Below are 26,774 nucleotides of genomic sequence, written 5' to 3' on the forward strand. Positions count from 1 at the left end.
TTGGCCCCGTTCATGGCCGCTCCTGCCTCAGGGGCCTCCGGAGCCCGCCGCGACGGCGGCGGCGCAGGCGCCAGAGGCCGCGCAGGATGAGCGTTCCGAGGGCGACGAGGGGGAGCCAGGGCAGGCTCACGATGGCGAAGCGCAGGGCGGCCCCCGCGCTGGCCCCGAGGGTGGCACCGGCCTGATCCCAGACCTCCTGCACCGGCGCCAGGGGGCCGGAACGGGCCTGGTCCGCCCGGAAGGCGACGGCGACGGTTTCGGTGTCGACCCTCTGCTGGAGGCCGCGCTGCTGGGCCTCGCCCTCCTCGATCTGGGACTGGACCTGGGCCAGTTCCTGCGCGATCCGGATGAGGTCCTCGACGCGGGTCTCGGGCTTGGTCGCCAGGGCGTCGAGGCGCTCGCGATAGGCGGTGCGCTGCGCGAGGCGCCGCTCGCCGTCCTCGATGGCGCGGGTCAGGTCGTCGGCCCGCGTCGCCTGGCGCCGCACGACGACGTCGCCGGGCTGCTCGCCCGGCAGGGGCGCCGTGAGAAAGGCGACGTACGCGTCCACCGCCGCGTGGGGGAGCCGGACCTGGATCTGCGCCTGGGGCCGGCCGGACGGGCGCGAGCCCTCCTCCAGCGACGCGGACACCAATACGCAGCCCGGTGCGGTCCCGGTCAGGCAGCGGTCCCGCGCCGCCGTGAAATGCGCGCCGACGCGATCCGCCGGCAGGCCGATGGTCAGGTCGTGCGCGTAAGCGAGCCGGGCGGCGTTCCGCTGAGCCTGGGCGACCGGGCTGACCGGGGCGGCGTTGCGGGCCGCGTCGGAGGCGGGCCGTTCCTTGGAATCCGTGCAGCCTCCGAGGCCGATCAGCGCCGCGAGGCCGAAGGCGGCCAGCGGTGGCCGCCGGCAGCCGGCCGGGCCACGCCGCAGGGCCGCGCGGCGGCTCATCCCGCCAGGGCCTCGGCGACGGCGCCCTGATCGAAGCCCTTCAGGCCGATCACCACGAGGCGGCCGTCGCGCGGCTCGGTGGATTTCCAGGGACGGTCGTAATGGTGGGCGATGCGGGCGCCGACGCCCTGGACCACGAGCCGCATCGGCTTGCCGGTCACCTCGGCGAAGCCCTTGATGCGCAGCACGCCCTCGGTCTCGGCGGCACGGGCGACGCGGATCGCGAGGTCCTCGGCGGAGGCCGCGGCCGCCACCGGCAGCGCCACCGAGTCGAAGTCGTCGTGGTCGTGGTCCTCGCCCTCGCCGTGGTGGGAGGGGCGCGCGTCGAGGTCGTCCTCGGCCGCGGCCTCGATCCCCAGGATCACGCGCGGGTCGAGGCGGCCGTGCTCGGCCTCCACCATCTTCACCGCGCGGGGCAGGTGCCCGGCCACCTCGGCGCGGACCTTGGCGCGCCCGGCCTCGTCGAGGAGGTCGGCCTTGTTCATCACCACGAGGTCCGCACAGAGGAGCTGGTCCTCGAACACCTCCTCCAGGGGATTGTCGTGGTCGACGCTGGCGTCGTCCGCGCGCTGGGCGGCCAGCGCCGCCGGATCGTCGGCGAAGAAGCCGGCGGCCACGGCGGGGCCGTCGATGACCGCGACCACGCCGTCCACCGTCACGCGCGAGCGGATCGCCGGCCACTGGAAGGCCTGGACCAGGGGCTTCGGCAGGGCGAGGCCCGAGGTCTCGATGAGGATGTGCTCGGGCGGATCGGCCCGGTCGAGGAGCTTGTTCAGGGCGGGCACGAAATCGTCGGCCACGGTGCAGCAGATGCAGCCGTTGGCGAGCTCGACGATATCCTCGTCGCCGCAGCCTTCGATACCGCAGGCGGCCAGGAACGAGCCGTCGAAGCCGATGTCGCCGAACTCGTTGACGATGATGGCGAGGCGCCGCCCGTTGGCGTTCTCCACGAGGTGGCGCACCAGGGTGGTCTTGCCGGCCCCGAGGAAGCCGGTGACGATGGTGCAGGGGATCTTGGCGACGAGGGTCATTCGGCGGCGTCCGGATGGGGGGTCGCCGCGACGGGCGGCAAGGGAGCGGGGAACGGCGGGATGCGGGCGACGACGCCCTTGCGGAATTCCTGGGGCCTCGCCTTCCACGGCACGATACCGTCCGGCGTCTCGGCATAGAGCGCGAGGCCGTCCAGGATGGTGGCGGCGGATTCCACCGGGTCGAGGTCGCCGTAGACGTAGGTCCAGCGCCCCTGCGACGCCACCGCCACCGTGCAGGGCCGCTTGCAGACCGAGAGGCATTCGACGCTCTCGACCGCGATGCCGGGGTGGCCGCCGGCGCCCACGGCCTCCTGGAGGGCGGCGAGCAGGCGGGCGCCGGCGCGCGGCTCCGATGCGTCGCCCGCCGCCCGGCAGGTGGCGCAGACGTAGAGGGTGACGGGCGCGGCGGTCTCGGGCTCAGGCATGGACGGCCCGGCTCCGGCCGAACAGGCCCCAGGCCCAGCCATAGGCCAGCCCGATCACCGCCCAGAACACGAAGGCGATGCCCAGCGAGCGCGCGGCGAACTGCGCCGCGTAGGAGGCCGGCAGGTTCGAGGCGGCGTGGCTCGCCTCCGGCGCGCCCGCGAGATGCGGCGCGACGAGGAGGACGATGCCGCCCGCGATGGTGATCGGCGCCCGCCGGATCACGATGAGATACAGCCCCATGGCGGTGGCCGCGGCGGTCATCACCCACCAGAACTGGCGGTCGGCCAGGGGCGCGGCCTCCATGCCGGGCAGTTCCGGCGCGAGGCCGAGGGCGGGGGCCAGCGCCACCGCGAGGAAGCCCCCGATGGCGAAGCGCAGGCCCGTCTCGGGGTTGGGCTCGCGGTTGCAGGCCAGCAGGACGGCGCCGAGCAGCAGGGCGTAGCCGACGCCGCCCACCAGGGTGGCGAGCGCCGTGAAGGCCATGCGCGGCAGGCCGGGTCCGGGCTGCCAGTCGGGCGCGACCTCGCCACCCGCGACGGACGGGTCCCGGGTGCCGTGATCGTGACCGCCGTGGACCCGCACGATCAGGGAAGCGGGCGACAGCAGGGCCGGTTCAGCGGCGGAGGCCTGCGTCTCGTAGCGCTCGGCCGCGATGATGAGCGGCGAGGTGAGCGCGAGCTGCAGGCCCGTCGCGACGACAGCCGCGAGGAAGCCGGCGACCAGGGCCGCCGACACGAGCCGGATGATCATGGGGGTGTCTGCCTTAGGCGGGGGCGCTCAGTGGCAGGGAAAGTTCTGGCTGTGCCGGAAGTCGTGGGCCGCGTTGTGCAGCGCCATCGCGGGGGCGAAGCCCACCATGAACACGAGGCCGAGGCCGAGGAAGGCGGCCACGAGCACGGCGCCGAGGCGCTCGTTGGTGCGGGTGCCGGTCAGGACGAGGGTATTGGTCGACATCGCGTTCATCTCCTGGCCGCCCCGCCGGCGGCCGTCATCGAGCGGGTGGGACGATAGTCCCCTCTGGACGGCAGGTCTCCTGGCTCGCGGGTCGCTGGTCCTGCCGCCTTCCCGGATCGCTCCAGTGGCCGATGGCAGTCCCGTCTCCGCTCACAGTTGCGGGGGCAGCCGCGGTTTCAGGGTCGCCCCCTCACCGCATTCCCTTTTCACCCCATTCCCGGGGCACCGTCCGATCCATGCTTCTACGCGGTTGCCGATCCGCTGACAACGCGACCCGGGCCGGTTTCCCGCCTTTGACCTCGAGCCCCGAATTCGGGCACAGCATTCCGCATGCCGCACCCCACGCCCCGAATGACCCTCGTGCTCGGCGGCGCGCGCTCGGGCAAGAGCGCCCACGCCGAGGCGCTGATCGAGGCGTCCCCTCGACCCTGGCTCTACCTCGCCACCGCCCGGGCCTGGGACGACGAGATGCGCGAGCGCATCGCGCTCCACCGCGCCCGCCGCCCGGACGGCTGGATCACGCAGGACGTGCCCCTCGCCCTGGCCGAGGCGGTCGCCGCCGCGACCGGGCCGGTGCTCGTCGATTGCCTGACCCTCTGGCTCACCAACCTGATCCTGTCCGAGGCCGACCTGGAGGCCGCCACCGCCGCGCTGCTCGCGGCCTGCGCGACGGCGCCCGGCCCGGTGGTCCTGGTCGGCAGCGAGGTCGGCCTCGGGATCGTACCGGAGAACGCGCTCGCCCGCCGTTTTCGCGACGCCGCCGGGCGCCTGCACCAGCGCCTCGCGGCGCAGGCGGACCGCGTGGTGCTCACGGTGGCGGGCCTTCCCCTGATCGTGAAACCCCAACCCGGAGCCACCCCATGACGGACGCCGAACGCCATCGCGAGAAGATGGAGAAGCGCAAGGCCGTGCAGGACGCCGAGGTCGCGGAGAAGACGATCGAGAAGGGTCTCCTCATCGTCAATACCGGCCCGGGCAAGGGCAAGACCACGGCGGCTCTCGGGTTGATGCTGCGGGCGCTCGGCCACGGCTGGCGGGTCGGCGTGGTGCAGTTCATCAAGGGGGCCTGGGACACGGGCGAGAAGCACGCGCTGAAGGCCTTCGGCGATCGGATCGACTGGCACACCCTCGGCGAGGGCTTCACCTGGGAGACCCAGGACAAGGCCCGCGACATCGCCGCCGCCGAGCATGCCTGGGCCAAGGCCCTCGACCTGATGGCCGACCCGACGATCCGCCTCGTGGTGCTGGACGAGCTCAACATCGCGCTGCGCTACGACTACCTGGACCTCGACGCCGTGGTGGCGGCCTTCCGGGCGCGCCGGCCGGACCTCCACGTCATCGTCACGGGGCGCAACGCCAAGCCGGCCCTGATCGAGGCCGCCGACCTCGTCACCGAGATGGGCAGCGTGAAGCACCACTTCGCCGCCGGGGTGAAGGCGCAGGAGGGGATCGAGTTCTGATGCGGGTGGCCATGGTTGCGGTCGCGCTGTCCACGCTGACGGGACCCCACGGGCTGCGCGCCGAGCCCGCGCCGGCCTGGCCCGCCACCTATCTCGGCCGCGTCGAGGCCCTGGCGGTGATGGAGGGGCTGAACGCCCGGCTGCTCGCCAGCCGCTCCGCCACCGCGACCCTCGAAGGGTGGTGTGCCGAGCATGGGATGGCCGCCACGCCCCGGCTCGCGGCGAACCTGCAGAGCGGGGTGGACAAACCGGCCTCGGACGAGACCCGGCGGCGCCTGAATGCCGGCTCGGACACGGTCCTCCGCTACCGACAGGTGAAGCTCGCCTGCGGCGATCACCTCCTGTCGGAGGCGGACAACTGGTACGTGCCGGAACGCCTGACGCCGGAGATGAACCGCCTTCTCGAGACGACCGACACGCCGTTCGGCCGGGCGGTCCAGGCCCTCGGCACGACGCGGCAGACCGTCGGCGCGGAGTTCCTGTGGCAGCCCCTGCCGTTAGGGTGGGAGCAGGCGCCGCCCCCGGCGGAGACCTGCGGCGCCCTCGCGATCCCCGACCACCTGTTCCGGCACCGGGCCGTGCTGTTCACGGCGGGGCGGGTGCCGTTCGCGGAGGTCGTCGAGACCTACGGCGCCGCCGTCCTGGCCTTCCGTCGCGCCGCGCGGCCGGCCGATCCGGCCTGTGCCGCGCCCCCGTCGGAGCGGCCTCGGCCATGACCCGCGCCATCATGATCCAGGGCACCGGCTCGGATGTCGGCAAGTCGCTGATCGTGGCCGGTCTGTGCCGGGTCTTCGCGCGGCGGGGGCTCGCCGTGCGGCCCTTCAAGCCGCAGAACATGTCGAACAACGCCGCCGTCACCGCCGATGGCGGCGAGATCGGGCGGGCGCAGGCGCTGCAGGCGCGGGCCGCCGGGGTGGCGCTCTCGGTGCACATGAACCCGGTGCTGCTCAAGCCCCAGAGCGAGACCGGCAGCCAGGTCGTGGTCCAGGGCCGCATGGTCGGCACCGCCCGGGCGCGCGACTACCAGGCCTGGAAGCCGCGCCTCCTCGCCTCCGTGCTGGAGAGCTTTTCGTACCTGAAGGCGCAAGCCGACCTCGTGGTGGTGGAGGGCGCGGGTTCGGCCTCGGAGGTCAATCTCAGGCCCGGCGACATCGCCAATATGGGATTCGCCCGCGCCACCGGCACGCCGGTGATCCTGCTCGGCGACATCGACCGGGGCGGCGTCATCGCCAGCCTCGTCGGCACGAAGGCGGTGATCGACCCCGCCGATGCCGCGATGATCCGGGGCTTCCTCGTCAACCGCTTCCGCGGTGATCCGAGCCTCTTCGCCGACGGCATGGCCACCATCGCGCAGGCGACCGGATGGCCGAGCTTCGGGCTGATCCCGCACTTTCCCGATGCGGCCCGCCTGCCGGCGGAGGATATGCTCGGGCTTGCCGGATCGGAACCGGGCGACGCGCGCCGCAAGGTCGTGGCCGTGCCGGTGCTGCCGCGCATCGCCAATTTCGACGACCTCGACCCGCTCCGGGCCGAGCCCGACGTGGCGGTGGTGCTCGTGCGCCCGGGCGAGCCGATCCCGGTGGCCGACCTCGTGCTGCTGCCGGGCTCGAAGACCACCATCGACGACCTCGAAGCCCTCCGCGCCGAGGGCTGGGACATCGACATCCGCGCCCATGTCCGGCGCGGCGGGCGGGTGCTCGGGCTCTGCGGCGGCTACCAGATGCTCGGCCGGCGCATCGACGACCCGCACGGCATCGAGGGCGCGCCGCGCTCGGTGCCGGGCCTCGGGCTCCTCGACGTCGAGACCGTGATGACGCCGCAGAAGCACCTCGCGGCCGTCACCGGCACCAGCCTGCCGGACGGCGTGCCGTTCGCGGGCTACGAGATGCATGTGGGCGACACCACCGGACCGGATACGGCGCGCCCGGCGATCCGGCTCGCGGACGGGCGCTCCGACGGCGCGGTCTCGACCGACGGCCGCGTGACCGGCACCTACGTGCACGGCCTGTTCGCCGACGACCGCCAGCGCGGCGCCTGGCTCGCCCGCCTCGGGGCGGCCCCCAGCGGTCTCGCCTACGAGGCCGGCATCGAGGCGGTGCTGGACCGGCTGGCCGATCATCTCGAGGCGCATGTCGCCTGCGAGGCGCTCCACGCCCTAGCGTTGTAGCGGCCGAAGGGATTAGGCTCGGCCTCGAAGCCCGGCTCACGACGGGCGCGGCGAGGAAGCACCCGATGGTCCCGGCCCCTCCCCAGGTGGATGCGCGTGTCGCCGAGGCGACGATCCGCACCGTGACGCTGCGGCTGATGCCGCTCCTCGGGGTGATGTACCTGATCGCCTATATCGACCGGCAGAACATCTCCTACGCCAAGCTGCAGATGGTGGGCGACCTTGGCCTCAGCGAGAGCGTCTACGGCCTCGGGGCGTCGCTGTTCTTCCTCGGCTACTTCCTGTTCGAGGTGCCGAGCAACGTGATCCTGGAGCGGGTGGGGGCCCGGCGCTGGTTCGCCCGGATCATGCTCACCTGGGGGCTGATCACCATCCTCCTGGGTTTCACCCAGAACACGACGATGTTCTACATCCTCCGCTTCCTCCTCGGCGTCGCGGAGGCGGGGTTCTTCCCCGGCGTCCTGTTCGCCCTGACCCTGTGGTTCCCGCAATCCCACCGGGCGCGGATGATCGGCTGGTTCATGATCGCGAGCGCGCTCGCCAACGCGGTCGGCGCGGCCATCGGCGGCGCGCTCCTCGACCTTGACGGCACCCTCGGCCTCAAGGGCTGGCAATGGGTCTTCGTCGCCACCGGAATCCCCGCCCTGGCCCTGGCGGTCATCGTCCTGCGCATCCTGCCCGACGGGCCGGAACAGGCGCCCTGGCTCAGCCGGGAAGGGCGCGACTGGCTGAGCCGCACCCTCGTGGCCGAGCGCGAATCCGGCGGGAAGGTCGAGCACGGCAATCCCTTCGCGGCGCTCCTCGACCGGCGGGTCTGGATGCTCGCCTCCGTCTACGTCGCCTTCCCGCTGGCCGCCTACGGGCTCAGCTACTGGTTGCCCACGGTGGTGCGCAGCTTCGAGGTCTCGAACACCGTCAACGGCTTCATCAACATCATCCCGTGGCTGATCACGGCGCTGGCCCTGTGGTGGGTGCCGCGCCGGGCGGCGCAAACGGGCGACCAGGTCTGGCACGTGGTGGTGCCGGGCCTCGTCGCGGCGCTGGCCCTGGTGCTCAGCGTCCTGCTGCCCGGCTCGGTGCTGAAGTTCGCCTGCCTCTGCGTGGCCGCCGCCGGAGTCTTCTCCGCCCAGCCGGTCTTCTGGTCCCTGCCGGCGACCTTCCTCAAGGGCGCGAGCGCGGCGGCCGGGATCGCCGCCATCAATTCGGTTGGCAATCTCGGCGGCTTCGTCTCGCAGAACGCGGTGCCGTTCATCCGCGACCGGACCGGCAGCGACCTCGCGCCGATGTACTTCCTGGCGGCCTGTCTCGGCCTCGGTGCGAGCCTGATGTTCGTCGTGCTCTCGGCGCTCCGCCGCGACGCCGCGCGCCGGGTCGCGGCGCAGGCGGACCCCGGCCTCAGGGTGGCGTGAGCGCGGGCGGGATCGAGACCGCGTAGGCGTGCGGTGCCCCGTTCCGCAGGCTGTCGAACAGGACGAGGATCCGGTCCGGCCCGAGCGGGACCGCGGCCTCGGCCTTGCCGTCGATGACCTTGCCCGTCTCGGTCTCGCCGCGGACCGGCGCGAGGGTGGCGACGGGGGTCAGGGTGCCGGACGGCAGGTCGGCGAGGGACAGCCGGTAGGGCACGGGCAGGCCGTTGCGGGACGAGCCCGTGAGCACCAGCATCCGTCCATCCGGCAGGATCGTGAGGTCGCGGATGCCCGCATCCGGTCCGGCCTCCAGGGCGATCGTCGCGACGTCGGCCGACAGGGCGGCCGGCCCCTCCGCGAACAGCGCCGCGACCGGCACGGAGACGAGGAAGGCCTTGCCGTCGAGGCTCGGCGCCCGCAGGCCCGCGTAGAGCCGCCCGCCGACGACGGCGAGGCCCTCGACGTTCAGTCCGTTCGGCTGCGGCGTGCCCTGCGGCGGCCGGGCGTTCCAGTCGAACTCCAGGTCGCGCAGCACGAAGTCGCGCACCGGGCCGGCGGCCATCAGGGCGTCGAACAGGCGGTAGGTGCTCACCGTCTCCGCCGCGGCGGTGCCATCGGCATTCGGGCGCAGGCGGGTGAGGATCATCGACGAGAGCTTGTACTTGCGCTTGCCCCGCGTGCAGCCGTGCGAACCGGTGACGTAGAAGTAGGGCTCGGCATAGGCGACGGCCTCGCCGTCGAGCTGGTTGAACTTGCCCGACCCGCCGCTGCAATGGGACTGCGCCGGGGGCGTGCCGCGGATGCCCGGCGAGGGTGCCGTGCCGAGGTCGTAGGCGGAGGCGCCGGGCGTCAGCGTGGTCTCGCCGAGGCGGGCGAATTGCGCGCCGCGATTCTCGTCGTTGACGACGACGCAGAGGCGGGTGCCGTCGGCGTCCGCCGGCCGGCAGGCCATGCCGCTGATGTCGTAGGCCCGGCCGACCTGGCCGTCCTCGATCGCGCCGTCGAAGTCCCGGGTGACGGTGACGGGTGTCGGCGGGGCCTCGGCGGCGCAAGCGGGCGCCGGCCCCGCGATACCGAGGGCGGCCAGGGCGAGGCCCGGCGCGGCGACTCGCCGGACGCGCGTCTTCATCGACCGGATCATGGGAGGGCAACCTTGAGGAGGACGAGGATCAGGAGGGCGAGCCCGAACAGGAATCCGCACGCCGTGCGGTAGAGCGCAAGCGCCCGCTCCACGTCGTCGGGCGTCGCCACGGCGCGCCCGTCGCCCATCCAGCCATCCTCGACGCGGGCGGCGCCGTAGGTGCGGGGGCCGGCGAGGCGAAGGCCGAGGGCGCCGGCCATGGCGGCCTCCGGCCAGCCGGCATTGGGCGAGCGATGGCGGCCGGCATCCCGCCGCACCGCCCGCCAGGCATCGCCGGGCGAGGCGCCGGGATGGAGCGCGGCGGCCGCGACGAGGAGCAGGGCGGTCAGCCGCGAGGCCGGAAGGTTCACGAGATCGTCGAGGCGGGCGGAGGCCCAGCCATAGGCCTCGTGGCGTGGGGTGCGGTGGCCGATCATGCTGTCGGCGGTGTTGATCGCCTTGTAGAGCGCGCCGCCGGGCAGGCCGCCGACCCCGATCCAGAAGGCCGGCGCCACGATGCCGTCGGAGAAGTTCTCGGACAGGCTCTCGATGGCCGCCCGGCAGATGCCGGCCTCGTCGAGGCTCTCGGGATCGCGCCCGACGATCATCGACACCGCGACGCGCCCGCCCGCGAGACCGTCGCGCCGGAGATCGGCCGCCACGCGGGCGACGTGGGTGTGGAGGCTGCGCTGCGCCGGCAGGCTCGCCGCGAGCAGGGCCAGGACGAGGATCGCCGGGAGGATGCCGGCGGCGCCGGCCAGGACGGTCAGGGCCAGGGCGAGGCCGCCGACGATTCCGAGGAGCACGAGAAGCGCGGCCATGCCGGCGAGACGGCGGCGCGCGGGTGCGCCGCGGTTCCAGCGCCGGTCGAGGCTCGCGATCAGCGCGCCGATCCAGGTGACAGGATGGCCGAGCGCCCTGTAGAGCCGGTCCGGATAGCCGGCCGCCGCCTCGACGGCCAGCGCGAGCACCAGGACGATGAGCGTATCGGGCGGATGGGTGAGGGCGGTCCAGGACATGCGGTCTCGGTGATGGCGCGCGGCCCGGTGATGGGGGAGAGGATCGCCCATGGCGGCGACCTCGATGCCGCCCGGCGCCTCTTCCCGCAAGCGCCCGAGCCCTGGATCGATCTCTCCACGGGGATCAATCCGGTGCCCTATCCGTGTCCGGCCCTGGAGGCCAGCGCCTTCCAGCGTCTGCCCTCGGCCACCGACCTCGGCGCCCTGCGGCGGGCCGCCGCGCAAGCCTATCGCGTGGACGATCCGGACCGGATCGTCGCCGCGCCCGGAACCCAGATCCTGATCGAAACCCTGCCACGCCTGGTGGCGCCCGCCCGCGTCGCCGTGGTGGGGCCGACCTATGCCGAGCACGCCGCCGCCTGGGACCGGGCCGGCCACGCCGTCGCGAGCGTGCCGGGCATCGAGGCGGCGCGGGACGCCGACGTGGTCGTCGTCGTGAACCCGAACAATCCGGACGGGCGCACCTGGGAGGCCGGGAGGCTGCGGGCGCTCGCCGGCGACCTCGCGGGCCGCGGCGGCCTCCTCGTCGTCGACGAGGCCTTCGCCGACCTCGAGCCGATCGAGACCCTGGGGCCGTCCCTCGGCCCGGGCCTCGTGGTCCTGCGCTCCTTCGGGAAGACCTACGGGCTCGCTGGAATCCGGCTCGGCTTCGCCCTCGCGGAACCCGGCCTCGCCGCCGCGCTCGCCGAGGCCCTCGGCCCCTGGGCGGTCTCGGGCCCGGCCCTCGCCATCGGGCGGGCCGCCCTGTCCGACGCGGCCTGGCGCCGGCAGGCCGCCATCGCCCGCGCCGCGGATGCCGCGCGCCTCGACCGCATGATCCTGCGGGCCGGCGGCACGCCCATCGGCGGAACCTGCCTGTTCCGCACCGCCGACTTTCCCGACGCGGCCGGCCTGTTCGACCGCCTCGGCGCGGCCGGGATCTATGTCCGGCGCTTTCCCGAGGCGCCGGCCCGCCTGCGCTTCGGACTGCCGCCGGACAAGGCGGCCTGGTGTCGGCTGTCGCGCATCCTCCGCTGAGGGTGCGTCAGACGCCGCGCCTCGGCTCCAGCACGTTCACGAGGAAGCCCGCGCCCGCCAGGAGGATTCCAACGGCGCAGACGCCGGACCAGCCGGCCATGAGGAAGGCCTGCGAACCGGCGAAGGCCCCGAGCGCCCCGAACACGAACATCACCGTGAACAGCACGGTGTTGATCCGCCCGCGCGCGCTCGGCACCAGGGCATAGACCCGGGTCTGGGTGGCGATGAGCGCGGCGTTCAGGCCGATGTCGATCAGGAGGACGCCGAGGCCCACCGCCACCAGGGACCAGGCGCCGCCGGCCCACAGCACCGCGAAGGCCGCGACCACGAAGAGAGCGCCGGCCACCACCATCGGCCGCGGGCCGCGCCGGTCCGTGAACCGGCCCGAGAGCGGGGCCACGAAGGCGCCCGCGACGCCGATGACGCCGAACATCCCGGCTCCCGCCGCCGTGAGGTTGAAGGGCGGGGCCTCGACCAGCAGGGCCAGCGTCGCCCAGAAGGCGTTGAAGCTGGCGAACAGCAGTCCCTGCGACAGGCTCGACCGGCGCAGCGCCGGCTGGCTGCGCACGAGGTGGAGGATCGACAGCATCAGGGCGCGGTAGCGCAGGGGCCGGGTCTGCGGGACCTTCGGCAGCGTGGCGGCGGCGATGCCGGCCATCGCCAGCGCCACGACCGCGGCGGCGAAGAACACCGCGCGCCAGCCGTACTGGGCACCGACGAGGCCGCTGGCCGTGCGCGCCAGCAGGATGCCGGTGAGGAGACCGGTCATGACCTGGCCCACCACGCTGCCGCGGGTGGCGTCCGGCGCCAGTTCCGCGGCGAAGGGCACCGCCTGCTGCGCCGCCGAGGCGAGGATGCCGATGACGAGGCCCGACAGCGCCAGGCAGGGCAGGTTCGGGCTCAGTGCCGCGGCGAGGAGCGCCACGGCGAGGCCGAGGGTCTGGCCGATGATCAGGCTGCGTCGGGAGAGGCTGTCCCCGAGCGGCACCAGGCCGAGGATGCCGAGCCCGTAGCCGACGAGGGAGGCGGTCGGGACCCAGGTGGCCGCGCGCTCGCCGAATTCCCCGACGAGGAGCCCGAGCAGGGGCTGGTTGTAGTAGATGTTGGCGACGGCCCCGCCCGCGATCAGGGTCAGTCCGAGCCGGGCGCGCGGCGTGAACCCGTGGCTCCCGGTGCCGGCGGTCCGCATCCCGCCGCTCATGCGCCCCGGTCCAGGGCAGATCCGGACCCGAGCGGGCGCGACGACGGACAGACTTGGAGGGTCATGGATGGGATCTCGGAGGTCGACGAAGCCGGTGCCGCGACGGAATCGAGGCGCTGGCGATGGCATCCGCTGCCCGGTTAAGCCTGCGCACCCGCTTCGGCAACCTTGCCTGGTCCCGGGCGCGACGCGCAGCGGCCTCCCGCGACCGGCTCCGAGGCGTGGACAGACCTTGATCTCCTCTTGCGGGAGCGTGGCCTTTGTCTTGGCGCCCTGGGACCGGCCACGTCGTCGCGGGGCGCTTTCCGCCGGATTTCAAGGTTCCCATATACCGGTTGTTATGGGCGACCAGAGTTCCGGCGATCCCCGTGCAGCCTGCACTTGGATTCTTTCGCGACTTGCGCTCTGATTGAAGTGGAAGTCGGTGAGTCGCAGTGTTCGCGGAGGTCGGGCAGGCGTTCTGGCGAGGCCACGCTCATCGACCAGGGAGTTTCGGATGGCGACGTACCGCGTCAACTTTGCCAAGCAGATCCTCGGGGTGCCGTTCACGGTCGGCTCGGTGGACATCACCCGTGCCCGTGACCCGATGCGCGCCCTGCGCGCCGCCGAACTGCGCTTCGCCCGGCAGCACGGCGTCGTCGATTGGCGCGAGCGGGCCGATCAGGCGGAGATCGCCCCCGCCTCCGGTCAGGACTGAGCCCGGGCGAGCCCGACGCGGCGGCCTGGCCGCACACGTCTTTACGGCCACGGTCTCTGGTCCTGCGCACGCCGCCGCCCTAAGGTAGCGACCGATCCGGGACCCCGTGATACGGGGGCTCCGGCGCGCCCAGGTCGGGCGCCAGCGAAGGGGCAGGCAGCGGGCCATGGCGGCGATCTCTTTCTTCGGCGATCTGCTCCAGACGATCAGCGACCGTGGCCGGGACCTGATCGGCATCGGCCGCGGCGACCTCGCGGCCCGCGCCAACGCGCAGGAACTGGTCAAGCTCTGCGAGGATCTGATCTCCCGCCGGGGCGAGGCCTCCGGCGTCGCCCTGGCCCGGCTCATCCTCGAGCGCTACGCCACCCTGGCGGGACCCGAGCGCGCCAGCTTCCTGCGCCTCGTCGCCACCGAGTTCGCCGCCGACCATGCCGCCGTGGACGAGGCGATCGCCGCCTACCGGGCCGATCCGACCCGGGCCGCCCTGGGAGCGCTCCACGACGCGGCCGAGCCGCGCAGCCAGGAACTCATCCGTCGCCTGAACCTCGCCAGGGACGGGACCCGCGCCCTGGTGCGGATGCGCGAGGACCTGTTCGGGCTTCGCCGCGACCTCCGGCGCGAGGAGGCCCATCCCGACCTCATCGACGCCGCCGACAGCCTCGACAGCGATTTCGAGCACCTGTTCGCCTCCTGGTTCAACCGCGGCTTCCTGGTGCTGCGCCACATCGACTGGACGACACCGGCGCACATCCTCGAGAAGATCATCCGCTACGAGGCGGTGCACGAGATCACCGGCTGGGACGACCTGCGCCGCCGGATCGAGCCGACCGACCGGCGCTGCTTCGCGTTCTTCCACCCGGCCCTGGTGGACGAGCCGCTGATCTTCGTCGAAGTCGCGCTCACCGCCGGCATCGCTCCCGCCATCGCGCCGATCCTGGCCCATGAGCGCGAGGCCCTGCCCCTGAAGGCCGCCACCACCGCGATCTTCTACTCGATCTCGAACTGCCAGAAGGGACTGGCCGGGGTCACCTTCGGCAATTTCCTGATCAAGCAGGTGGTCGAGGATCTCGCCCGGGAGATCCCGAGCCTGAAGACCTTCGTCACCCTCTCGCCGGTGCCGGGCTTCTCCGCCTGGCTCGACCGCGAGCGCCGCTCCGACGCGCCGCAGGGCCTGACCCGCGACGACGTCGAGGCCCTGCGGCTCATCGACGAGCCGGACTGGCAGAGCGACAAGGCCAAGTGCGAGGCCGTCCGCAAGGCGATGATCCCGGCGGCGGCGGCCTACTTCCTGCGCGCCAAGAACGAGCGCGGGCGCCCCCTCGACCCGGTCGCGCGCTTCCATCTCGGCAACGGCGCCCGGCTGGAGCGCCTGAACTTCCTCGGCGACGTCTCGGCCAAGGGGCTCGCCCAGTCCCGCGGATTGATGGTCAACTACCTCTACGACCTCTCGGCCATCGAGAAGAACCACGAGACCTATGCCAATCTCGGCACCGTGGCCGCCTCCGGCGCGGTGAGCCGCGAATTGCGGAGCAACCTGCCGCCGATGCGGGCGGTGGCGCTCGCCGAGGCCTGATCCGCCCGCGCCGCGCTTGAGCAACGCCGGATTTCCCGCCATTCCGATGGAGCGAAGCGAAGATCGTAGGAAACCGACGATCGACAGCGTATCCGTCCCTGCGAATTTCGCCCCGCCATCTTCGTCCCACCCCGTCCGAAACGCCGATGACCAATCACCTCTTCGACCTCGTTCGCCAGAACCTGCCGGCCGATCCGGCCGCCAAGCTGTTCCTGGAGACCGGCGAGGGCGCGCGCTACTCCTATGCCGACCTCATCGTGCGCTCGGGAGCCTACGCGGCGGCCCTGGCGGCGGCGGGGGTGAAGCCCGGCGACCGGGTGGCGGTGCAGGCCGAGAAGAGCCCGGACTTCCTGTTCCTCTACCTGGGTGCCGTCCGCGCCGGGGCGGTGTTCCTGCCCCTCAACACCGCCTACACGCCCACCGAGATCGCCTACTTCCTGGGCGATGCCGAGCCCGCGCTGTTCGTCTGCGATCCGGCCAAGCGCGAGGCCCTCGCTTCCGTGGCGCGCGATGCCGGCGTGCCGGCCCTGCACACCCTCGACGCGAAGGGGCACGGCACCCTGGCGGAGGCCGCCGACGCGCAGACCGAGGCCTTCTCCGACGTGGCCCGCGGCCCGGACGACCTCGCCGCCATCCTGTACACCTCGGGCACCACCGGGCGCTCCAAGGGCGCCATGCTGAGCCACGAGAACCTGGCCTCCAACGCCCGCACCCTGGCGGAGGTCTGGCGCTTCACGGCCGAGGACGTGCTGCTGCACGCCCTGCCGGTGTTCCACACCCACGGCCTGTTCGTGGCCACCAACACGGTGCTGTCGACAGGCGGCACGATGCTGTTCCTCGGGCGGTTCGACCCGGCCCAGGTGCTCGCCCTGATGCCGCGCGCCACGGCCATGATGGGGGTTCCGACCTTCTACACCCGCCTCCTGAAGGAGGCCGGGCTGACGCCGGAGGTCACCGCGGGCATCCGCCTCTTCGTCTCGGGCTCGGCACCGCTGCTGGCCGAGACGCACCGGGACTGGGAGGCTCGCACCGGCCACGCCATCCTCGAGCGCTACGGCATGACCGAGACCAACATGAACACCTCGAACCCCTATGCGGGCGCGCGGGTGGCCGGCACGGTCGGCCCGGCTTTGCCCGGGGTCGCCGTGCGGGTGGTCGATCCGGAGACGGGAGCGGTCCTTCCCGCCGATGCCGTCGGCATGATCGAGGTGAAGGGCCCCAACGTCTTCCAGGGCTACTGGCGCATGCCCGAGAAGACGGCGGCCGAGTTCAAGGCCGACGGATTCTTCATCACCGGCGACCTCGGCAAGATCGATCCGGACGGCTACGTCCACATCGTCGGGCGCGGCAAGGACCTCATCATCACGGGCGGCTACAACGTCTACCCGAAGGAGATCGAGAACGAGATCGACGCGCTCCCCGGCGTGGTGGAATCCGCGGTGATCGGGGTCTCGCACCCGGATTTCGGCGAGGGCGTCACCGCGGTGGTGGTGGGCCGGGCCGACGTGCCGGACGAGGCCGCCATCCTGCGCATCCTCGAGGGGCGTCTCGCCCGCTACAAGTGTCCCAAACGCGTGCTCTTCGTCGACGAATTGCCGCGCAACACCATGGGCAAGGTCCAGAAGAACGTCCTGCGGGAGACCCATGCCGGGCTCTACGGGACCGGCGGCGCCTGAACGCCGAGGCGAGACGGCGGACCCGCCGGGCATCGTGTCCGATGCTCCCCCGGCGCCTGGGTGGGGCCGCACGGTCCGAATGGGCCGCGCGACGTCCGGACGCTAGGCGGCGCGAACGGTGCCGAGGAAACGCTGCACCTCGGCGCTGAGATGCTCCGACTGGCGGGACAGTTCGCCCGCGGCCCCCAGGACCTGGCTCGCGGCGGCACCGGTCTCCTCGGCCGCGAGGGCGACGCCCGAAATGGTGGTGGTGACCTCCGCGGTGCCCACCGAGGCCTGGGCCACGTTGCGGACGATCTCCTGCGTCGCGGCGCTCTGCTGCTCCACCGCTGCGGCGATCGCCGTCGCCACCGCACTGATGTCGCGGATGCGCGTCGTGATCGAGCCGATCGCCGAGACCGCCTGGCCCGTGGCCCCCTGGATATGGCCGATCTGGCTTCCGATCTCCTCGGTGGCCCGGGCGGTCTGGTTGGCGAGTTCCTTCACTTCCGCCGCGACCACGGCGAAGCCGCGGCCGGCCTCGCCGGCGCGGGCCGCCTCAATGGTGGCGTTGAGGGCCAGCAGATTGGTCTGGCCGGCGATGGTCGAGATCAGGCTCACCACGTCGCCGATCCGCGATACGGCACCGCTCAGTTCCTGGACCAGGGCCGAGGTGGTGTCCGCCTCGGTCACGGCGGACTGAGCCATCTGGGAGGAGTTCGAGACCTGCCGGCCGATCTCCTGCACCGAGTTGCCGAGTTCCTCCGCCGCCGCCGCCACGGTGCCCACGTTGACGGAGGCTTCCTCGGCCGCCGCCGCCACGGTGATGGATTGCGATGCGGTCTCGCTGGCGGTGGTGGTCAGGGTCCCCGCCGTCGCCTGCAGTTCGGTGGACGACGCGGAGACCATGCCGATGATGCCGCCCACGGCACCCTCGAAGCTGTCCGCAAGTTCGATCATCGTCGCGCGGCGTGCGGCGATGGCGGCCTCGTCGGCAAGGCGGCGGATCTGCGCCTCTTCCGCGCTCTTCCGAGCGACCATCGCCTTGATGCCGTCCACCGCCTTGCCGACGGCGCCGATCTCATCGCCGCGCCGGGCCTCCGGGATCTCTGCATCGATCTCACCCCGGGCCATGCGGTTCAGGATCGAGACCAGTCGGCCGAGCGGCCGAGTGATTCCGAACACCACGATGGCGCCGCACAGGAGGGCGGCCAGACCGAGACCGATGGCGGTGGCGGTGACCAGCCGTTCGACCGCGGTGGAGATGCCTGCCTCGAGTGCCTGCTTGCCGGCCTTCATCTCCTCCGTGACCCGCTGCAAGCGCTGCTCCACGAAGCTGTTGAGATTGTACCGGGCGGGTTGCGCATCGCGCTGGACGATCTGGGTTGCGATCGTATTCTCGTTCCGGAGCCCATGCTCCATGGCTCGGGCGATGACCGCGAAATAAGTCTGTGCCAGGCTTCGCAGATTCTCACCGATCTTGCGACGTTCCGGCGTTTCGGTCATTGCGATCAGCTGATCGATGATGTCCAGCGCCCGTTTCTCCGTCGACACATACTGTGCCTTGTATCGCGCCATCGGGGCCTCTTCGGTTTCCTGGATGATGTTCCGGACCAGCAGGCCTGCGTCCGCGATGTTCAGCTGGATCTTGAGGTACGATTCCTGCCGCACGCTGAGGACTTCGATCACTTGCTTCGCCTGGTCGGCCATGTGGTTCATCGACATCCGGGCGTAGAGGACGAGCCCGACGGCGAGGATCCCCAGGGCGAACAGGGGGAGGGCGATCTTCGCCAGGATGCTGACTCGATTGACGAAACGCACGTGCTTGGCTCCGCGAGTTGAAAGGCGATCGAACAGGAGAGCTTTCGTGATGCGGAAGATTGATGGTTTTTGATTAAAATACACTTTATGTCTTTAGGGTTTGCGGTTATAGTATCTATCTCTGGGAGATGTGCAGTCATCCTGACTTGGGTGTCATCTTCCGAGCTTTCCTTGGATTTGATTGTGTGGAACCCGAGGCGTGTCCGCCTCCGGCCGGGATGCCTGGAAGATTCAGGGCTACGCGCTGACGCCGTCGAGGAAGTACACAGCGCGTTCCAGTCGAGTCCGCCATCACTTCGTCTGCGCCGAACTCGGCCGATGAGACGATGAGCTTGCGAAATCGGGCGCGACGCGGAAGCCCGTGGACGAGTGGTCGGAGCCGGAACGGTCAAGCCTGCGTCACGTTGATCCCGGGCGCCGAGACGACGAGGCGCCAAAGCGCCGTCCATCCCGTTCCGGTCCCGCCATGCCCTCTTCCCTCCGCCGCAGTCCCGCACCCGATGGCGAGGCGGCGAATCCCGTTCTGTGGACGCTGCTGCTCGGGACCACGCTGATCGCGCTCGCGGCCGCATCCGGGCGCGCGACCCGGACGCGTCCCGCCGTCGCGCCGGATCCGCCCTCGACGGAGCGGGGCGCCCGCTCGCACGAGGGGACGGCGGCGGCCTACGTCGCAGCCACACAGATCGAGCGGGGCCGCGCCGCGCGCTCGCCCGCCGAGATCACCGCCTCGGGCTGGAAGGACATCCTCTACCGGGTCTACCTGGAGTTTAATCAGGACCGGGTGCTCTCGGTCGCGGCGGGGGTGACCTTCTACTCCCTTCTCTCGCTGTTCCCGGCCGTCGCCGCGCTGGTCTCCTGCTACGGCCTCGTGGCGGACGTGAATTCCATCAACGAGCACCTGGCCAGCATGCAGGGCGTGCTGCCATCCGGCGCCATCGAGATCATCGGCGACCAGGTCAAGCGCATCGCCGCCAAGGGCACCGGCAGCCTCGGACTGACCTTCTTCACCAGCCTTCTCCTCTCCCTCTGGAGCGCCAATGCCGCCATGAAGGCGATGTTCGACGCCCTGAACGTGGTCTACGAGGAGGAGGAGAAGCGCTCCTTCATCATGCTGAACCTGCGCTCGCTCACCTTCACCATCGGGGCTCTGATCTTCACCATCCTGGCGCTCACCGGCATCGTCGTGCTGCCGGTGGTGTTCACGTTCGTGGGCCTGAGCGACACCGCCTGGCTCGTCGCCCTGCTGCGCTGGCCGGCCCTCCTGCTCGTCCTGCTCGGGGGCCTGTCCCTGCTCTACCGCTACGGTCCGAGCCGCGAGCGCCCGCGCTGGCGCTGGGTCGGCGTCGGCGGCGCGGTGGCCGGCCTGCTCTGGCTCGGCGCTTCGATCCTGTTCTCTTGGTACGTCTCCAGCTTCGGCAACTACAACGAGACCTACGGTTCCCTCGGGGCGGCCATCGGTTTCATGACCTGGATCTGGATCTCCACCACGATCGTTCTGCTCGGCGGCGAGATCAACGCCGAGATGGAGCACCAGACGGCGCGCGACACCACCACCGGACCCGAGCTGCCCATGGGCGCGCGCCGGGCACGGATGGCCGACACGCTCGGGGCCGTGGCCTGAGGGCGGTCTCCCCACGCGGGCGCCGGGCGCCTATCTAAGGGGCAGCCCCCCGAGCCCCTGAGGAGCACACAGGCCCGATGTCTTCCCCTTCGACGTCTTCACAGTCCCTGGACGAGATCCAGGCCCGCAGCGAGGCGGAGTGGCGCGAGCGCCTCACGCCGGACCAGTACCGCGTGCTGCGCGAGCACGGCACCGAGCGCGCCGGCACCAGCTGCCTCAACGCCGAGAAGCGCCCGGGCGTCTTCCACTGCGCGGGCTGCGACGCGCCGCTCTTCGTCACCGGCACCAAGTTCGAGAGCGGCACCGGCTGGCCGAGCTTCTTCGACCCCCTCGACGAGGCGGTGGAGACCACCGTCGATCGCAGCCACTGGATGACCCGCACCGAGGTCCATTGCGCCCGCTGCAAGGGCCATCTCGGCCACGTCTTCGACGACGGGCCGCCGCCCACCGGTCTACGGTATTGCATGAACGGGCTCTCGCTGCGCTTCGAACCGGAGGCATGACGCGCCCCTCCGCCGTGTTTCGGTGGGGACGGAGCGAGGCCCGAGGCGGTGCGGCGGCGAGGATGGTCTTGATTTCGCCGTCGTTTTGCTTAGTCCGGAACGACGAACTATTGGCCGATCTGTCCCGGCGCGGCTGGGAATGATCATAGATCATAGCCTACGTCATCGTTCCACGTGGAGGGCCGCCGGCCCGGCGCGGGGACACCCGGAACCCGGTCCGCCCGCCTCGCGTCGTCGGAGGTCTGCGGCCCTGACGTCAGCGTCTGCCCGGACCCACGCCCCCGGGCCGACCGACCTCGCGGAGAATGTCGATGAGCCTCGTACGCCGGTTTCTCGTGGCCCCCTCCCTGGTGCGCCTCATCCGCAAGGAGCGCGGCGGCGCCCGGATCACCGAGGGCTACTTCGCGCCCCAGGCCGGTCGGGTCTCCTACGTCCGGGTCGACGGGCAGACCTGCCATCTCGTCCTGGTGACCTCGGCCCCGGACGGCACCGCGAGCGAGGAGCGCACCGACGTGCCGCGCGCCCATGGCGACGCGCTGATGGATGTCTGCTCCGGCAAGGCCGCCTATGACCGCACGGCCCTGGCCCTCGGGGGCGGCCGCGAGGCGCTGATCGACCGCTACGTGGCCCCGGGCGAGTTCGACCTCGTGAGCGTGTCGTTCGACGGAGCCGACGAGGCGCAGGCATTCGCGGTGCCGTCCTGGTTCGGCCCCGAGGTCTCGGGCGATCCGAGCTACGACCGCCACGCGGTCGCCCTCCAGGGCGTGCCGCAACCCGGCGAGATCGCCCTGTCCAACGCCGCCCTTGATGCCGTGCTGGACCTGGTCGAGCCGCGCTTCGGCTTCGGCCGCTTTGGCGCTCCGAAGACCAGCAGCAGCGCCAGCGGCGAGGGCGACGGGACGATGAAGGCCCTGCGCCGGGTCGTGGGCAGCGGCGCGGCCGCGGCCCCGGTCGCTGCCGAGGTGGTGCCCGTGCCCGCTCCCCCGCCCGCGGAGCCTGCCCCGGTGGAGGGGCACGTCGTCGCCGAGCCCGAAGCCGCGGAGGCCCATGCGCAGCCCGATTCCGGTGCGACCGAAGCGCATGCCGAGACCCCGTCGCACATCGACTCGCGCATCGACGACGTGATCGAGAGTCTGTCGCAGGCCCTCGGCAATCCGCAGCCCCAGTCCAAGGGCGGCGCGCGCGGCGAGGACGATATCGCCGCCGAATTCGAGCGCTGGACCGTCCGTCCGCGCCGCACGCAGCAGACCTGATCCGAAGGACGGGTCCACGGCCCGGTCGCCCTCGCCGAGGGGAGGGCGACCGCCGATCCGGGGCATCGTCCCCAGATCCTGCGCGCAGCGCCCGGGATCCGTGCGCGTCGCGCCGGCCGCTCCAGCCTCGGCTCCTCCGGATCGCACACCGCCGGCGCGCCCCTCCCGGTCCGTCCCTCCCTGCCATGGCTCGGACTGGCGGTGCCTTTCGTCGCCTGACATCGGCCACCGATGCCGGACCGGGGCGCCACGGCTGCGTGCGCCCTCCGGCGCCGGCCTGCCCGCACCGGAGGGCGTCCTCCCGCCCCTTTGACCGCGAAGGGCATGTAAGCCCTCGCCGATTGTCATCGCTGACCACCGCCTGCGATTGAGCGGCGCGAATAAACTGGCTAGCGTCGGGATTAACAATCAGTGGGTTGCGCAGAGCGCAGCGGGAGGGATCATGGCCCAGACGACGACCTATGGAACGGCACCGGCCGCAGTCCCTCGTCCGGTCAAGGAACCCTGGTACAAGGTACTCTATATCCAGGTTCTGATCGCGATCGCTCTCGGCGTGCTCCTTGGTTGGTTGCATCCCGAATGGGGCAAGTCGGTCAAGTGGCTCGGCGACGCCTTCATTGCCCTGATCAAGATGATGATCGCGCCGATCATCTTCTGTACCATCGTGCACGGCATCGCCTCGATCGGTGACCTGAAGAAGGTCGGTCGCGTCGGCCTGAAGGCACTGGTCTACTTCGAGGTAGTCTCCACCATCGCGCTGCTCATCGGCGTCCTGGTCGGCGAGGTCGTCAAGCCGGGCGCCGGCTTCAACGCCGACGTGACGAAGCTCGACGGCAAGGCGGTCGAGAAATACGCCAAGATGGCCGCCGACGATTCGGTGACCGGCCACATCATGGCGCTGATCCCGAAGAGCTTCTTCGACGCCTTCGCCACCGGTGACCTGCTGCAGGTGCTGCTGATCTCGATCCTCACCGGCGTCGTCGTCACCGGCATGGGCCAGCGCGGCGAGGCCATCACCCACGCCATCGACACGATGGGGCAGATCTTCTTCCGCATCATCGGCCTCGTGGTGAAGCTCGCGCCGATCGGCGCCTTCGGCGCCATGGCCTTCACCATCGGCCAGTACGGCATCGGCAAGGTGATCGACCTCGCCTGGCTCGTCGGCACCTTCTACGTCACCGCGTTCCTGTTCGTGATCCTGGTTCTCGGCGGCATCGCCCGGGTGGCCGGCTTCTCGATCTTCAAGTTCCTGGCCTACATCAAGGACGAACTCCTCATCGTGCTGGGCACCTCGTCCTCCGAGACGGTGCTGCCGCACATGATGACGAAGATGCGCCGCCTCGGCGCCTCGGATTCGGTGGTCGGCCTCGTGATCCCGACGGGCTACTCGTTCAACCTCGACGGCACGAACATCTACATGACCCTGGCCTCGCTGTTCCTGGCCCAGGCCGTGGGAGCCGACCTGTCCTTCGGCCAGTACGCCACGATCATCCTGGTGGCGATGCTGACCTCCAAGGGCGCCTCCGGCGTCACCGGCGCGGGCTTCATCACCCTGGCGGCGACGCTGAGCGCCATCCCCAACAACCCGGTGCCGGTGGCGGCCATGACCCTGATCCTCGGCGTCGACAAGTTCATGTCGGAGTGCCGCGCGATCACCAACCTCATCGGCAACGGCGTCGCCACGGTGGTGGTCAGCCGCTGGGAGGGCGAACTCGACACGGAGAAGCTGCGCCAGGTCATGGCGCATCCGGTCTCGATCGGCACCGACATCTCCGACCACGCCCCCGAGATGGACTCGGGCACCGCCGCGAGCCCGGCGGCTCCGATCCCGGCCGCGGCGCGCTGACGGGACCCGGACCTGTCCGAAACCCTGCGCATCGGCATCGATCTCGGCGGCACCAAGATCGCCGGGATCGCCCTCGCGCCCGATGGCTCGACCCGGGCCGAGCACCGGGTCGCCACGCCGCGTGACGACTACGCGGCGACCCTCGCGGCCATTGCGGATCTGGTGCGGGACCTGGAGGCGCAGGCGGGCGCCACCGGCACCGTCGGCATCGGCATGCCCGGCGCGATCTCGCCGCGCACCGGCCTCGTCAAGAACGCCAACTCGGTCTGGCTGAACGGCCGGCCCTTCGCCCGGGATCTCGAGCGCGCCCTGGCCCGCCCGGTGCGCCTGGAGAACGACGCCAACTGCCTCGCCGTGTCCGAGTCCATCGACGGAGCCGGGGCCGGCCTGCCCGTCGTCTGGGCCATCATCCTCGGCACCGGCGTCGGCTCCGGCATCGCCCTGCAGGGCCGCGCCCTCTCGGGGCGCGACCGGATCGCCGGCGAGTGGGGCCACAACCCGCTGCCCGCGCCCCGCGACGACGAGCGCCCCGGCCCCGCCTGCTATTGCGGCCGGCACGGCTGCCTCGAAACCTGGGTCTCCGGCCCAGCGCTCGCCGCCGATCACGGCCGCCGCACGGGGGCGATGCTGCGCGGCGAGGCCGTGATCTCGGCCCTGCGGTCGGGCGACGTCGAGGCCGGGGTGACCCTCGAACGCTACCTCGATCGCCTCGGGCGCGGCATGGCCCAGGTGATCAACCTGCTCGATCCCGACGTCGTCGTCATCGGCGGCGGCCTCTCGCGCGTGCCGGAGATCCTCGCGGGCCTGCCGGCGCGGGTGGCGCCGCACGTGTTCTCGGATGCGTTCGACACGCCGATCCGCGCGAGTCTGCACGGCGATGCCTCGGGCGTCCGCGGGGCGGCCTGGCTCTGGAACGCGCCCTGACGCGCCGGCGGCGCTGCGGCCGAAGCTGATGCCGGAGACGCTTGTCAGGGCTCTCGTTTTCACATAAAGATATCTTTATGTCTAACACGGGTTCTTCGCCGACGACGGCCCTGCCGTTTCCCGACGCCCTCGCCATCCTGCGGGCGGCGGCGGAGGAGACGCGCCTGCGCATCCTCGCGCTGCTGGCCGCCGGGGAACTCTCGGTCTCCGATCTCACCGACATCCTGGGCCAGTCGCAGCCGCGCATCTCGCGCCATCTCAAGCTGCTCGTAGAGGCGGGTCTGGTGGAGCGCCATCGCGAGGGCGCCTGGGCCTTCTTCCGCCTGGTCGAGGACCGCGCCGTCCTGGTCGAGCCGCTGGTGGCCGGGCTCGACGCCACCCGCGCGCCGCTCTCCGAGGATTTCGCCCGTCTGCAGGCCGTGCGCGCCCAGCGGGCCGAGGCCGCCCAGGCCTTCTTCGCCCGCCTCGCGCCGAAATGGGACCGCCTGCGCTCCCTGCACGTGCCGGAGGCGACCGTCGAGGCCGCAGTGCTCGACGTGCTCGGCGACCGGCCGATCCAGAACCTCGTCGACCTCGGCACTGGAACCGGGCGCATGCTCGGGCTCCTGGCCGGACGCGCCGCCCGCGCGGTCGGGCTCGACTCGAACCACGCCATGCTCTCGGTGGCGCGGGCGAACCTGGAGCGGATGGGCCTGTCGCGGGTCGACCTGCGCCAGGGCGACATCCACGCGCCGCCCTTCGGGCGCGGCGGGTTCGACCTCGTCGTGGTCCATCAGGTGCTGCACTACCTCGACGATCCGGCCCGCGCCCTGCGCGAGGCGGCCCGCCTCGTCGCGCCCGGCGGGCGCCTGCTGGTGGTGGATTTCGCTCCCCACGACCTCGAATTCCTGCGCGAGGCCCAGGCCCATCGCCGGCTCGGCTTCGCGCCCGAGCAGGTGACGGGCTGGTTGAACGATGCGGGCCTGCCCACCGTCACCACCCGGGACCTCGCCCCCACCGGCGAGGTCGAGGACCAGTTGACCGTGACGCTCTGGCTCGCCACCGATGCGGCCGAGATGGCGGCGCCCGCGCTCGAACCGGAGTTGGCCGTCGCCTGAGAGCGGCATCCCGCGGCCAGTGAAACCCTTTTAAGCCAAACCTTTCGACGCCCGTCTGAACCGACCGACATAGAGGACGACCCGATGCCATCCGCTTCCCACCATCGCGCCAGCCGCGACAGCTATCGTCCGATCCGGGTCTCCATCGAGTTCTTTCCGCCGAAGACCGAGGAGATGGAGAAGATCCTCTGGTCCTCGATCGAGCGCCTCGCGCCGCTGCAGCCGAAATTCGTCTCGGTGACCTACGGCGCCGGCGGCTCCACCCGCGAGCGCACCCACAACACCGTCGCCCGGATGGTCAAGGAAACGAGCCTCCAGCCGGCCGCCCACCTGACCTGCGTCGACGCCACCCGCGAGGAGATCGACGCCGTCGTGCAGTCCTACTGGGATGCCGGCGTGCGCCACATCGTGGCCCTGCGCGGCGACCCGCAGGACGGCATCGGCACCGCCTACCGGCCGCATCCGGGTGGCTACGCCCAGACCTCCGACCTCGTGGCCGGTATCAAGCGCATCGGCGACTTCAAGGTCTCGGTCTCGGCCTATCCCGAGAAGCACCCGGAGGCCTCCTCCCTCGATGCCGACATCGACGCCCTGAAGGCCAAGGTCGATGCCGGTGCCGACCAGGCGATCACGCAGTTCTTCTTCGAGAACGACATCTACCTGCGCTACGTCGACAAGGTGCGGGCGGCCGGCATCGACATCCCGATCATCCCCGGCATCCTGCCGGTGCAGAACTTCAAGCAGGCGGCGAACTTCGCCCGCCGCACCGGCGCCTCGGTGCCGTACTGGCTCGCGGCCCGGTTCGAGGGCCTGGACAACGACGTCGAGACCCGGCGCCTCGTGGCGGCGGCGGTGGCCGCCGAGCAGGTGCTCGACCTCGTCGACCACGGCGTCAACGACTTCCACTTCTACTCGATGAACCGTTCCGACCTCGTCTACGCCATCTGCCACGTGCTCGGCCTGCGGGCCCAGGCGCCCAAGGTCGCGGCCGAGGCGGCCTGACCCGACGTCATTCCGGGACGCCGAAGGCGCGCCCGGGATCCCGACACGCC

Annotated in this window: 25 protein-coding genes and 1 riboswitch; of the genes, 16 read left to right on the forward strand and 9 right to left on the reverse strand. The window is 71.6% G+C overall.

Going from position 1 to position 26,774, the window contains the following annotated elements; all coding sequences use genetic code 11:
• Positions 1 to 10 precede the first annotated feature (10 nt).
• Genes ASF49_RS00600 through ASF49_RS00620 form a run of 5 tightly spaced genes read right to left on the reverse strand, consistent with a single transcriptional unit; the run spans position 11 to position 3,342 of the window.
• Complete coding sequence (locus tag ASF49_RS00600) at positions 11 to 931, reverse strand: DUF4349 domain-containing protein (RefSeq protein ID WP_056466135.1); 921 nt, start codon at positions 929 to 931, stop codon at positions 11 to 13.
• A complete protein-coding gene (gene cobW, locus ASF49_RS00605) occupies positions 928 to 1,962 on the reverse strand; it encodes a cobalamin biosynthesis protein CobW (protein WP_056466138.1) in 1,035 nt (344 codons plus the stop codon). The genes ASF49_RS00600 and cobW overlap by 4 nt, the downstream gene beginning before the upstream one ends.
• Positions 1,959 to 2,387: a DUF1636 family protein gene (locus ASF49_RS00610; protein WP_056466142.1), complete on the reverse strand. Its 429-nt coding sequence runs from the start codon at positions 2,385 to 2,387 to the stop codon at positions 1,959 to 1,961. Before ASF49_RS00610 ends, cobW begins: the two co-directional genes overlap by 4 nt.
• A complete protein-coding gene (locus ASF49_RS00615; RefSeq protein ID WP_056466144.1) occupies positions 2,380 to 3,138 on the reverse strand; it encodes a CbtA family protein in 759 nt (252 codons plus the stop codon). The genes ASF49_RS00610 and ASF49_RS00615 overlap by 8 nt, the downstream gene beginning before the upstream one ends.
• A gap of 27 nt (positions 3,139 to 3,165) precedes the next feature.
• Complete coding sequence (locus ASF49_RS00620) at positions 3,166 to 3,342, reverse strand: CbtB domain-containing protein (protein WP_056466150.1); 177 nt, start codon at positions 3,340 to 3,342, stop codon at positions 3,166 to 3,168.
• Positions 3,343 to 3,394: 52 nt separating this feature from the next.
• Positions 3,395 to 3,587: riboswitch (cobalamin riboswitch) on the reverse strand.
• A gap of 85 nt (positions 3,588 to 3,672) precedes the next feature.
• Between ASF49_RS00620 and cobU the strand changes: the two genes are divergently transcribed.
• The 5 genes from cobU (at position 3,673) to ASF49_RS00645 (ending at position 8,378) form a co-directional block, all read left to right on the forward strand.
• A complete protein-coding gene (gene cobU, locus ASF49_RS00625) occupies positions 3,673 to 4,206 on the forward strand; it encodes a bifunctional adenosylcobinamide kinase/adenosylcobinamide-phosphate guanylyltransferase (RefSeq protein ID WP_431739878.1) in 534 nt (177 codons plus the stop codon).
• A complete protein-coding gene (gene cobO, locus ASF49_RS00630; protein ID WP_056466158.1) occupies positions 4,203 to 4,802 on the forward strand; it encodes a cob(I)yrinic acid a,c-diamide adenosyltransferase in 600 nt (199 codons plus the stop codon). The genes cobU and cobO overlap by 4 nt, the downstream gene beginning before the upstream one ends.
• Positions 4,802 to 5,518 (forward strand): hypothetical protein, encoded by a 717-nt coding sequence (locus ASF49_RS00635; RefSeq protein ID WP_156652740.1) that lies wholly within the window; start codon positions 4,802 to 4,804, stop codon positions 5,516 to 5,518. Before cobO ends, ASF49_RS00635 begins: the two co-directional genes overlap by 1 nt.
• The gene (locus tag ASF49_RS00640; protein WP_200929993.1) at positions 5,515 to 6,969 is read left to right on the forward strand and encodes a cobyric acid synthase; all 1,455 of its coding nucleotides are present in this window, start codon (positions 5,515 to 5,517) and stop codon (positions 6,967 to 6,969) included. The genes ASF49_RS00635 and ASF49_RS00640 overlap by 4 nt, the downstream gene beginning before the upstream one ends.
• 65 nt (positions 6,970 to 7,034) lie before the next feature.
• Positions 7,035 to 8,378 (forward strand): MFS transporter, encoded by a 1,344-nt coding sequence (locus tag ASF49_RS00645; RefSeq protein ID WP_056466161.1) that lies wholly within the window; start codon positions 7,035 to 7,037, stop codon positions 8,376 to 8,378.
• Here the strand turns inward: ASF49_RS00645 and ASF49_RS00650 are convergent.
• On the reverse strand, positions 8,365 to 9,504 hold the full coding sequence (locus ASF49_RS00650; RefSeq protein WP_056466164.1) for a DUF3616 domain-containing protein: 1,140 nt from the start codon (positions 9,502 to 9,504) through the stop codon (positions 8,365 to 8,367). The genes ASF49_RS00645 and ASF49_RS00650 overlap by 14 nt on opposite strands.
• An 8-nt stretch (positions 9,505 to 9,512) precedes the next feature.
• A complete protein-coding gene (gene cbiB / locus ASF49_RS00655) occupies positions 9,513 to 10,514 on the reverse strand; it encodes an adenosylcobinamide-phosphate synthase CbiB (protein WP_056466167.1) in 1,002 nt (333 codons plus the stop codon).
• A gap of 12 nt (positions 10,515 to 10,526) precedes the next feature.
• Between cbiB and cobD the strand changes: the two genes are divergently transcribed.
• On the forward strand, positions 10,527 to 11,531 hold the full coding sequence (gene cobD / locus ASF49_RS00660) for a threonine-phosphate decarboxylase CobD (RefSeq protein WP_056466171.1): 1,005 nt from the start codon (positions 10,527 to 10,529) through the stop codon (positions 11,529 to 11,531).
• A 7-nt stretch (positions 11,532 to 11,538) separates the two neighbouring features.
• Here cobD and ASF49_RS00665 read toward each other — a convergent pair whose 3' ends face one another.
• A complete protein-coding gene (locus tag ASF49_RS00665) occupies positions 11,539 to 12,732 on the reverse strand; it encodes an MFS transporter (RefSeq protein WP_082510708.1) in 1,194 nt (397 codons plus the stop codon).
• Between the two features lie 496 nt (positions 12,733 to 13,228).
• On the opposite strand from ASF49_RS00665, the gene ASF49_RS00670 reads away from it, so the two are divergent.
• The 3 genes from ASF49_RS00670 (at position 13,229) to ASF49_RS00680 (ending at position 16,678) form a co-directional block, all read left to right on the forward strand.
• Positions 13,229 to 13,429, forward strand: a complete 201-nt coding sequence (locus ASF49_RS00670) for a hypothetical protein (RefSeq protein WP_056214779.1) — start codon at positions 13,229 to 13,231, stop codon at positions 13,427 to 13,429.
• Between the two features lie 166 nt (positions 13,430 to 13,595).
• Positions 13,596 to 15,002, forward strand: coding sequence for a malonyl-CoA decarboxylase (locus tag ASF49_RS00675; RefSeq protein ID WP_056466174.1), 1,407 nt, complete (start codon positions 13,596 to 13,598; stop codon positions 15,000 to 15,002).
• Positions 15,003 to 15,148: 146 nt separating this feature from the next.
• Positions 15,149 to 16,678 carry a malonate--CoA ligase gene (locus ASF49_RS00680; RefSeq protein ID WP_056466177.1) on the forward strand — a complete coding sequence of 510 codons (1,530 nt, stop codon included), beginning with the start codon at positions 15,149 to 15,151 and terminating at the stop codon, positions 16,676 to 16,678.
• A 102-nt stretch (positions 16,679 to 16,780) separates the two neighbouring features.
• Here ASF49_RS00680 and ASF49_RS00685 read toward each other — a convergent pair whose 3' ends face one another.
• On the reverse strand, positions 16,781 to 18,478 hold the full coding sequence (locus ASF49_RS00685; protein WP_056466180.1) for a methyl-accepting chemotaxis protein: 1,698 nt from the start codon (positions 18,476 to 18,478) through the stop codon (positions 16,781 to 16,783).
• A 466-nt stretch (positions 18,479 to 18,944) separates the two neighbouring features.
• On the opposite strand from ASF49_RS00685, the gene ASF49_RS00690 reads away from it, so the two are divergent.
• The 7 genes from ASF49_RS00690 to metF all read left to right on the forward strand — a co-directional run bounded on the left by ASF49_RS00690 (position 18,945) and on the right by metF (position 26,724).
• Positions 18,945 to 20,099, forward strand: a complete 1,155-nt coding sequence (locus ASF49_RS00690; protein WP_056466184.1) for a YihY/virulence factor BrkB family protein — start codon at positions 18,945 to 18,947, stop codon at positions 20,097 to 20,099.
• 77 nt (positions 20,100 to 20,176) lie between these two features.
• Entirely contained in the window at positions 20,177 to 20,602 is a 426-nt protein-coding gene (msrB, locus tag ASF49_RS00695; RefSeq protein WP_056466187.1) for a peptide-methionine (R)-S-oxide reductase MsrB, read from the forward strand.
• A gap of 311 nt (positions 20,603 to 20,913) precedes the next feature.
• The gene (locus ASF49_RS00700) at positions 20,914 to 21,855 is read left to right on the forward strand and encodes a hypothetical protein (protein WP_056466189.1); all 942 of its coding nucleotides are present in this window, start codon (positions 20,914 to 20,916) and stop codon (positions 21,853 to 21,855) included.
• A 442-nt stretch (positions 21,856 to 22,297) separates the two neighbouring features.
• Positions 22,298 to 23,701, forward strand: a complete 1,404-nt coding sequence (locus ASF49_RS00705; RefSeq protein WP_056466191.1) for a dicarboxylate/amino acid:cation symporter — start codon at positions 22,298 to 22,300, stop codon at positions 23,699 to 23,701.
• A 24-nt stretch (positions 23,702 to 23,725) separates the two neighbouring features.
• Positions 23,726 to 24,625 carry an ROK family protein gene (locus ASF49_RS00710; RefSeq protein ID WP_056466194.1) on the forward strand — a complete coding sequence of 300 codons (900 nt, stop codon included), beginning with the start codon at positions 23,726 to 23,728 and terminating at the stop codon, positions 24,623 to 24,625.
• Positions 24,626 to 24,702: 77 nt separating this feature from the next.
• The gene (locus ASF49_RS00715) at positions 24,703 to 25,722 is read left to right on the forward strand and encodes an ArsR/SmtB family transcription factor (RefSeq protein ID WP_056466197.1); all 1,020 of its coding nucleotides are present in this window, start codon (positions 24,703 to 24,705) and stop codon (positions 25,720 to 25,722) included.
• An 84-nt stretch (positions 25,723 to 25,806) separates the two neighbouring features.
• Positions 25,807 to 26,724, forward strand: a complete 918-nt coding sequence (metF, locus tag ASF49_RS00720; RefSeq protein ID WP_056466200.1) for a methylenetetrahydrofolate reductase [NAD(P)H] — start codon at positions 25,807 to 25,809, stop codon at positions 26,722 to 26,724.
• Positions 26,725 to 26,774: the final 50 nt, after the last annotated feature.

The sequence above is a fragment of the Methylobacterium sp. Leaf104 genome (assembly GCF_001422885.1).
Lineage (GTDB): Bacteria > Pseudomonadota > Alphaproteobacteria > Rhizobiales > Beijerinckiaceae > Methylobacterium.

Excerpts from the sequence above, each read along its gene's own strand:
- cobO (WP_056466158.1), top strand. The coding sequence starts at position 4,203 with ATGACGGACGCCGAACGCCATCGCGAGAAGATGGAGAAGCGCAAGGCC.
- ASF49_RS00645 (WP_056466161.1), top strand. The coding sequence starts at position 7,035 with ATGGTCCCGGCCCCTCCCCAGGTGGATGCGCGTGTCGCCGAGGCGACG.
- ASF49_RS00610 (WP_056466142.1), bottom strand. The coding sequence starts at position 2,387 with ATGCCTGAGCCCGAGACCGCCGCGCCCGTCACCCTCTACGTCTGCGCC.
- ASF49_RS00620 (WP_056466150.1), bottom strand. The coding sequence starts at position 3,342 with ATGTCGACCAATACCCTCGTCCTGACCGGCACCCGCACCAACGAGCGC.
- cobD (WP_056466171.1), top strand. The coding sequence starts at position 10,527 with ATGGCGCGCGGCCCGGTGATGGGGGAGAGGATCGCCCATGGCGGCGAC.
- ASF49_RS00700 (WP_056466189.1), top strand. The coding sequence starts at position 20,914 with ATGAGCCTCGTACGCCGGTTTCTCGTGGCCCCCTCCCTGGTGCGCCTC.
- ASF49_RS00635 (WP_156652740.1), top strand. The coding sequence starts at position 4,802 with ATGCGGGTGGCCATGGTTGCGGTCGCGCTGTCCACGCTGACGGGACCC.
- msrB (WP_056466187.1), top strand. The coding sequence starts at position 20,177 with ATGTCTTCCCCTTCGACGTCTTCACAGTCCCTGGACGAGATCCAGGCC.
- ASF49_RS00640 (WP_200929993.1), top strand. The coding sequence starts at position 5,515 with ATGACCCGCGCCATCATGATCCAGGGCACCGGCTCGGATGTCGGCAAG.
- metF (WP_056466200.1), top strand. The coding sequence starts at position 25,807 with ATGCCATCCGCTTCCCACCATCGCGCCAGCCGCGACAGCTATCGTCCG.
- ASF49_RS00705 (WP_056466191.1), top strand. The coding sequence starts at position 22,298 with ATGGCCCAGACGACGACCTATGGAACGGCACCGGCCGCAGTCCCTCGT.
- cobU (WP_431739878.1), top strand. The coding sequence starts at position 3,673 with ATGCCGCACCCCACGCCCCGAATGACCCTCGTGCTCGGCGGCGCGCGC.
- ASF49_RS00665 (WP_082510708.1), bottom strand. The coding sequence starts at position 12,732 with ATGAGCGGCGGGATGCGGACCGCCGGCACCGGGAGCCACGGGTTCACG.
- cobW (WP_056466138.1), bottom strand. The coding sequence starts at position 1,962 with ATGACCCTCGTCGCCAAGATCCCCTGCACCATCGTCACCGGCTTCCTC.
- ASF49_RS00650 (WP_056466164.1), bottom strand. The coding sequence starts at position 9,504 with ATGAAGACGCGCGTCCGGCGAGTCGCCGCGCCGGGCCTCGCCCTGGCC.
- ASF49_RS00615 (WP_056466144.1), bottom strand. The coding sequence starts at position 3,138 with ATGATCATCCGGCTCGTGTCGGCGGCCCTGGTCGCCGGCTTCCTCGCG.
- cbiB (WP_056466167.1), bottom strand. The coding sequence starts at position 10,514 with ATGTCCTGGACCGCCCTCACCCATCCGCCCGATACGCTCATCGTCCTG.
- ASF49_RS00675 (WP_056466174.1), top strand. The coding sequence starts at position 13,596 with ATGGCGGCGATCTCTTTCTTCGGCGATCTGCTCCAGACGATCAGCGAC.
- ASF49_RS00600 (WP_056466135.1), bottom strand. The coding sequence starts at position 931 with ATGAGCCGCCGCGCGGCCCTGCGGCGTGGCCCGGCCGGCTGCCGGCGG.
- ASF49_RS00690 (WP_056466184.1), top strand. The coding sequence starts at position 18,945 with ATGCCCTCTTCCCTCCGCCGCAGTCCCGCACCCGATGGCGAGGCGGCG.
- ASF49_RS00715 (WP_056466197.1), top strand. The coding sequence starts at position 24,703 with ATGTCTAACACGGGTTCTTCGCCGACGACGGCCCTGCCGTTTCCCGAC.
- ASF49_RS00680 (WP_056466177.1), top strand. The coding sequence starts at position 15,149 with ATGACCAATCACCTCTTCGACCTCGTTCGCCAGAACCTGCCGGCCGAT.
- ASF49_RS00670 (WP_056214779.1), top strand. The coding sequence starts at position 13,229 with ATGGCGACGTACCGCGTCAACTTTGCCAAGCAGATCCTCGGGGTGCCG.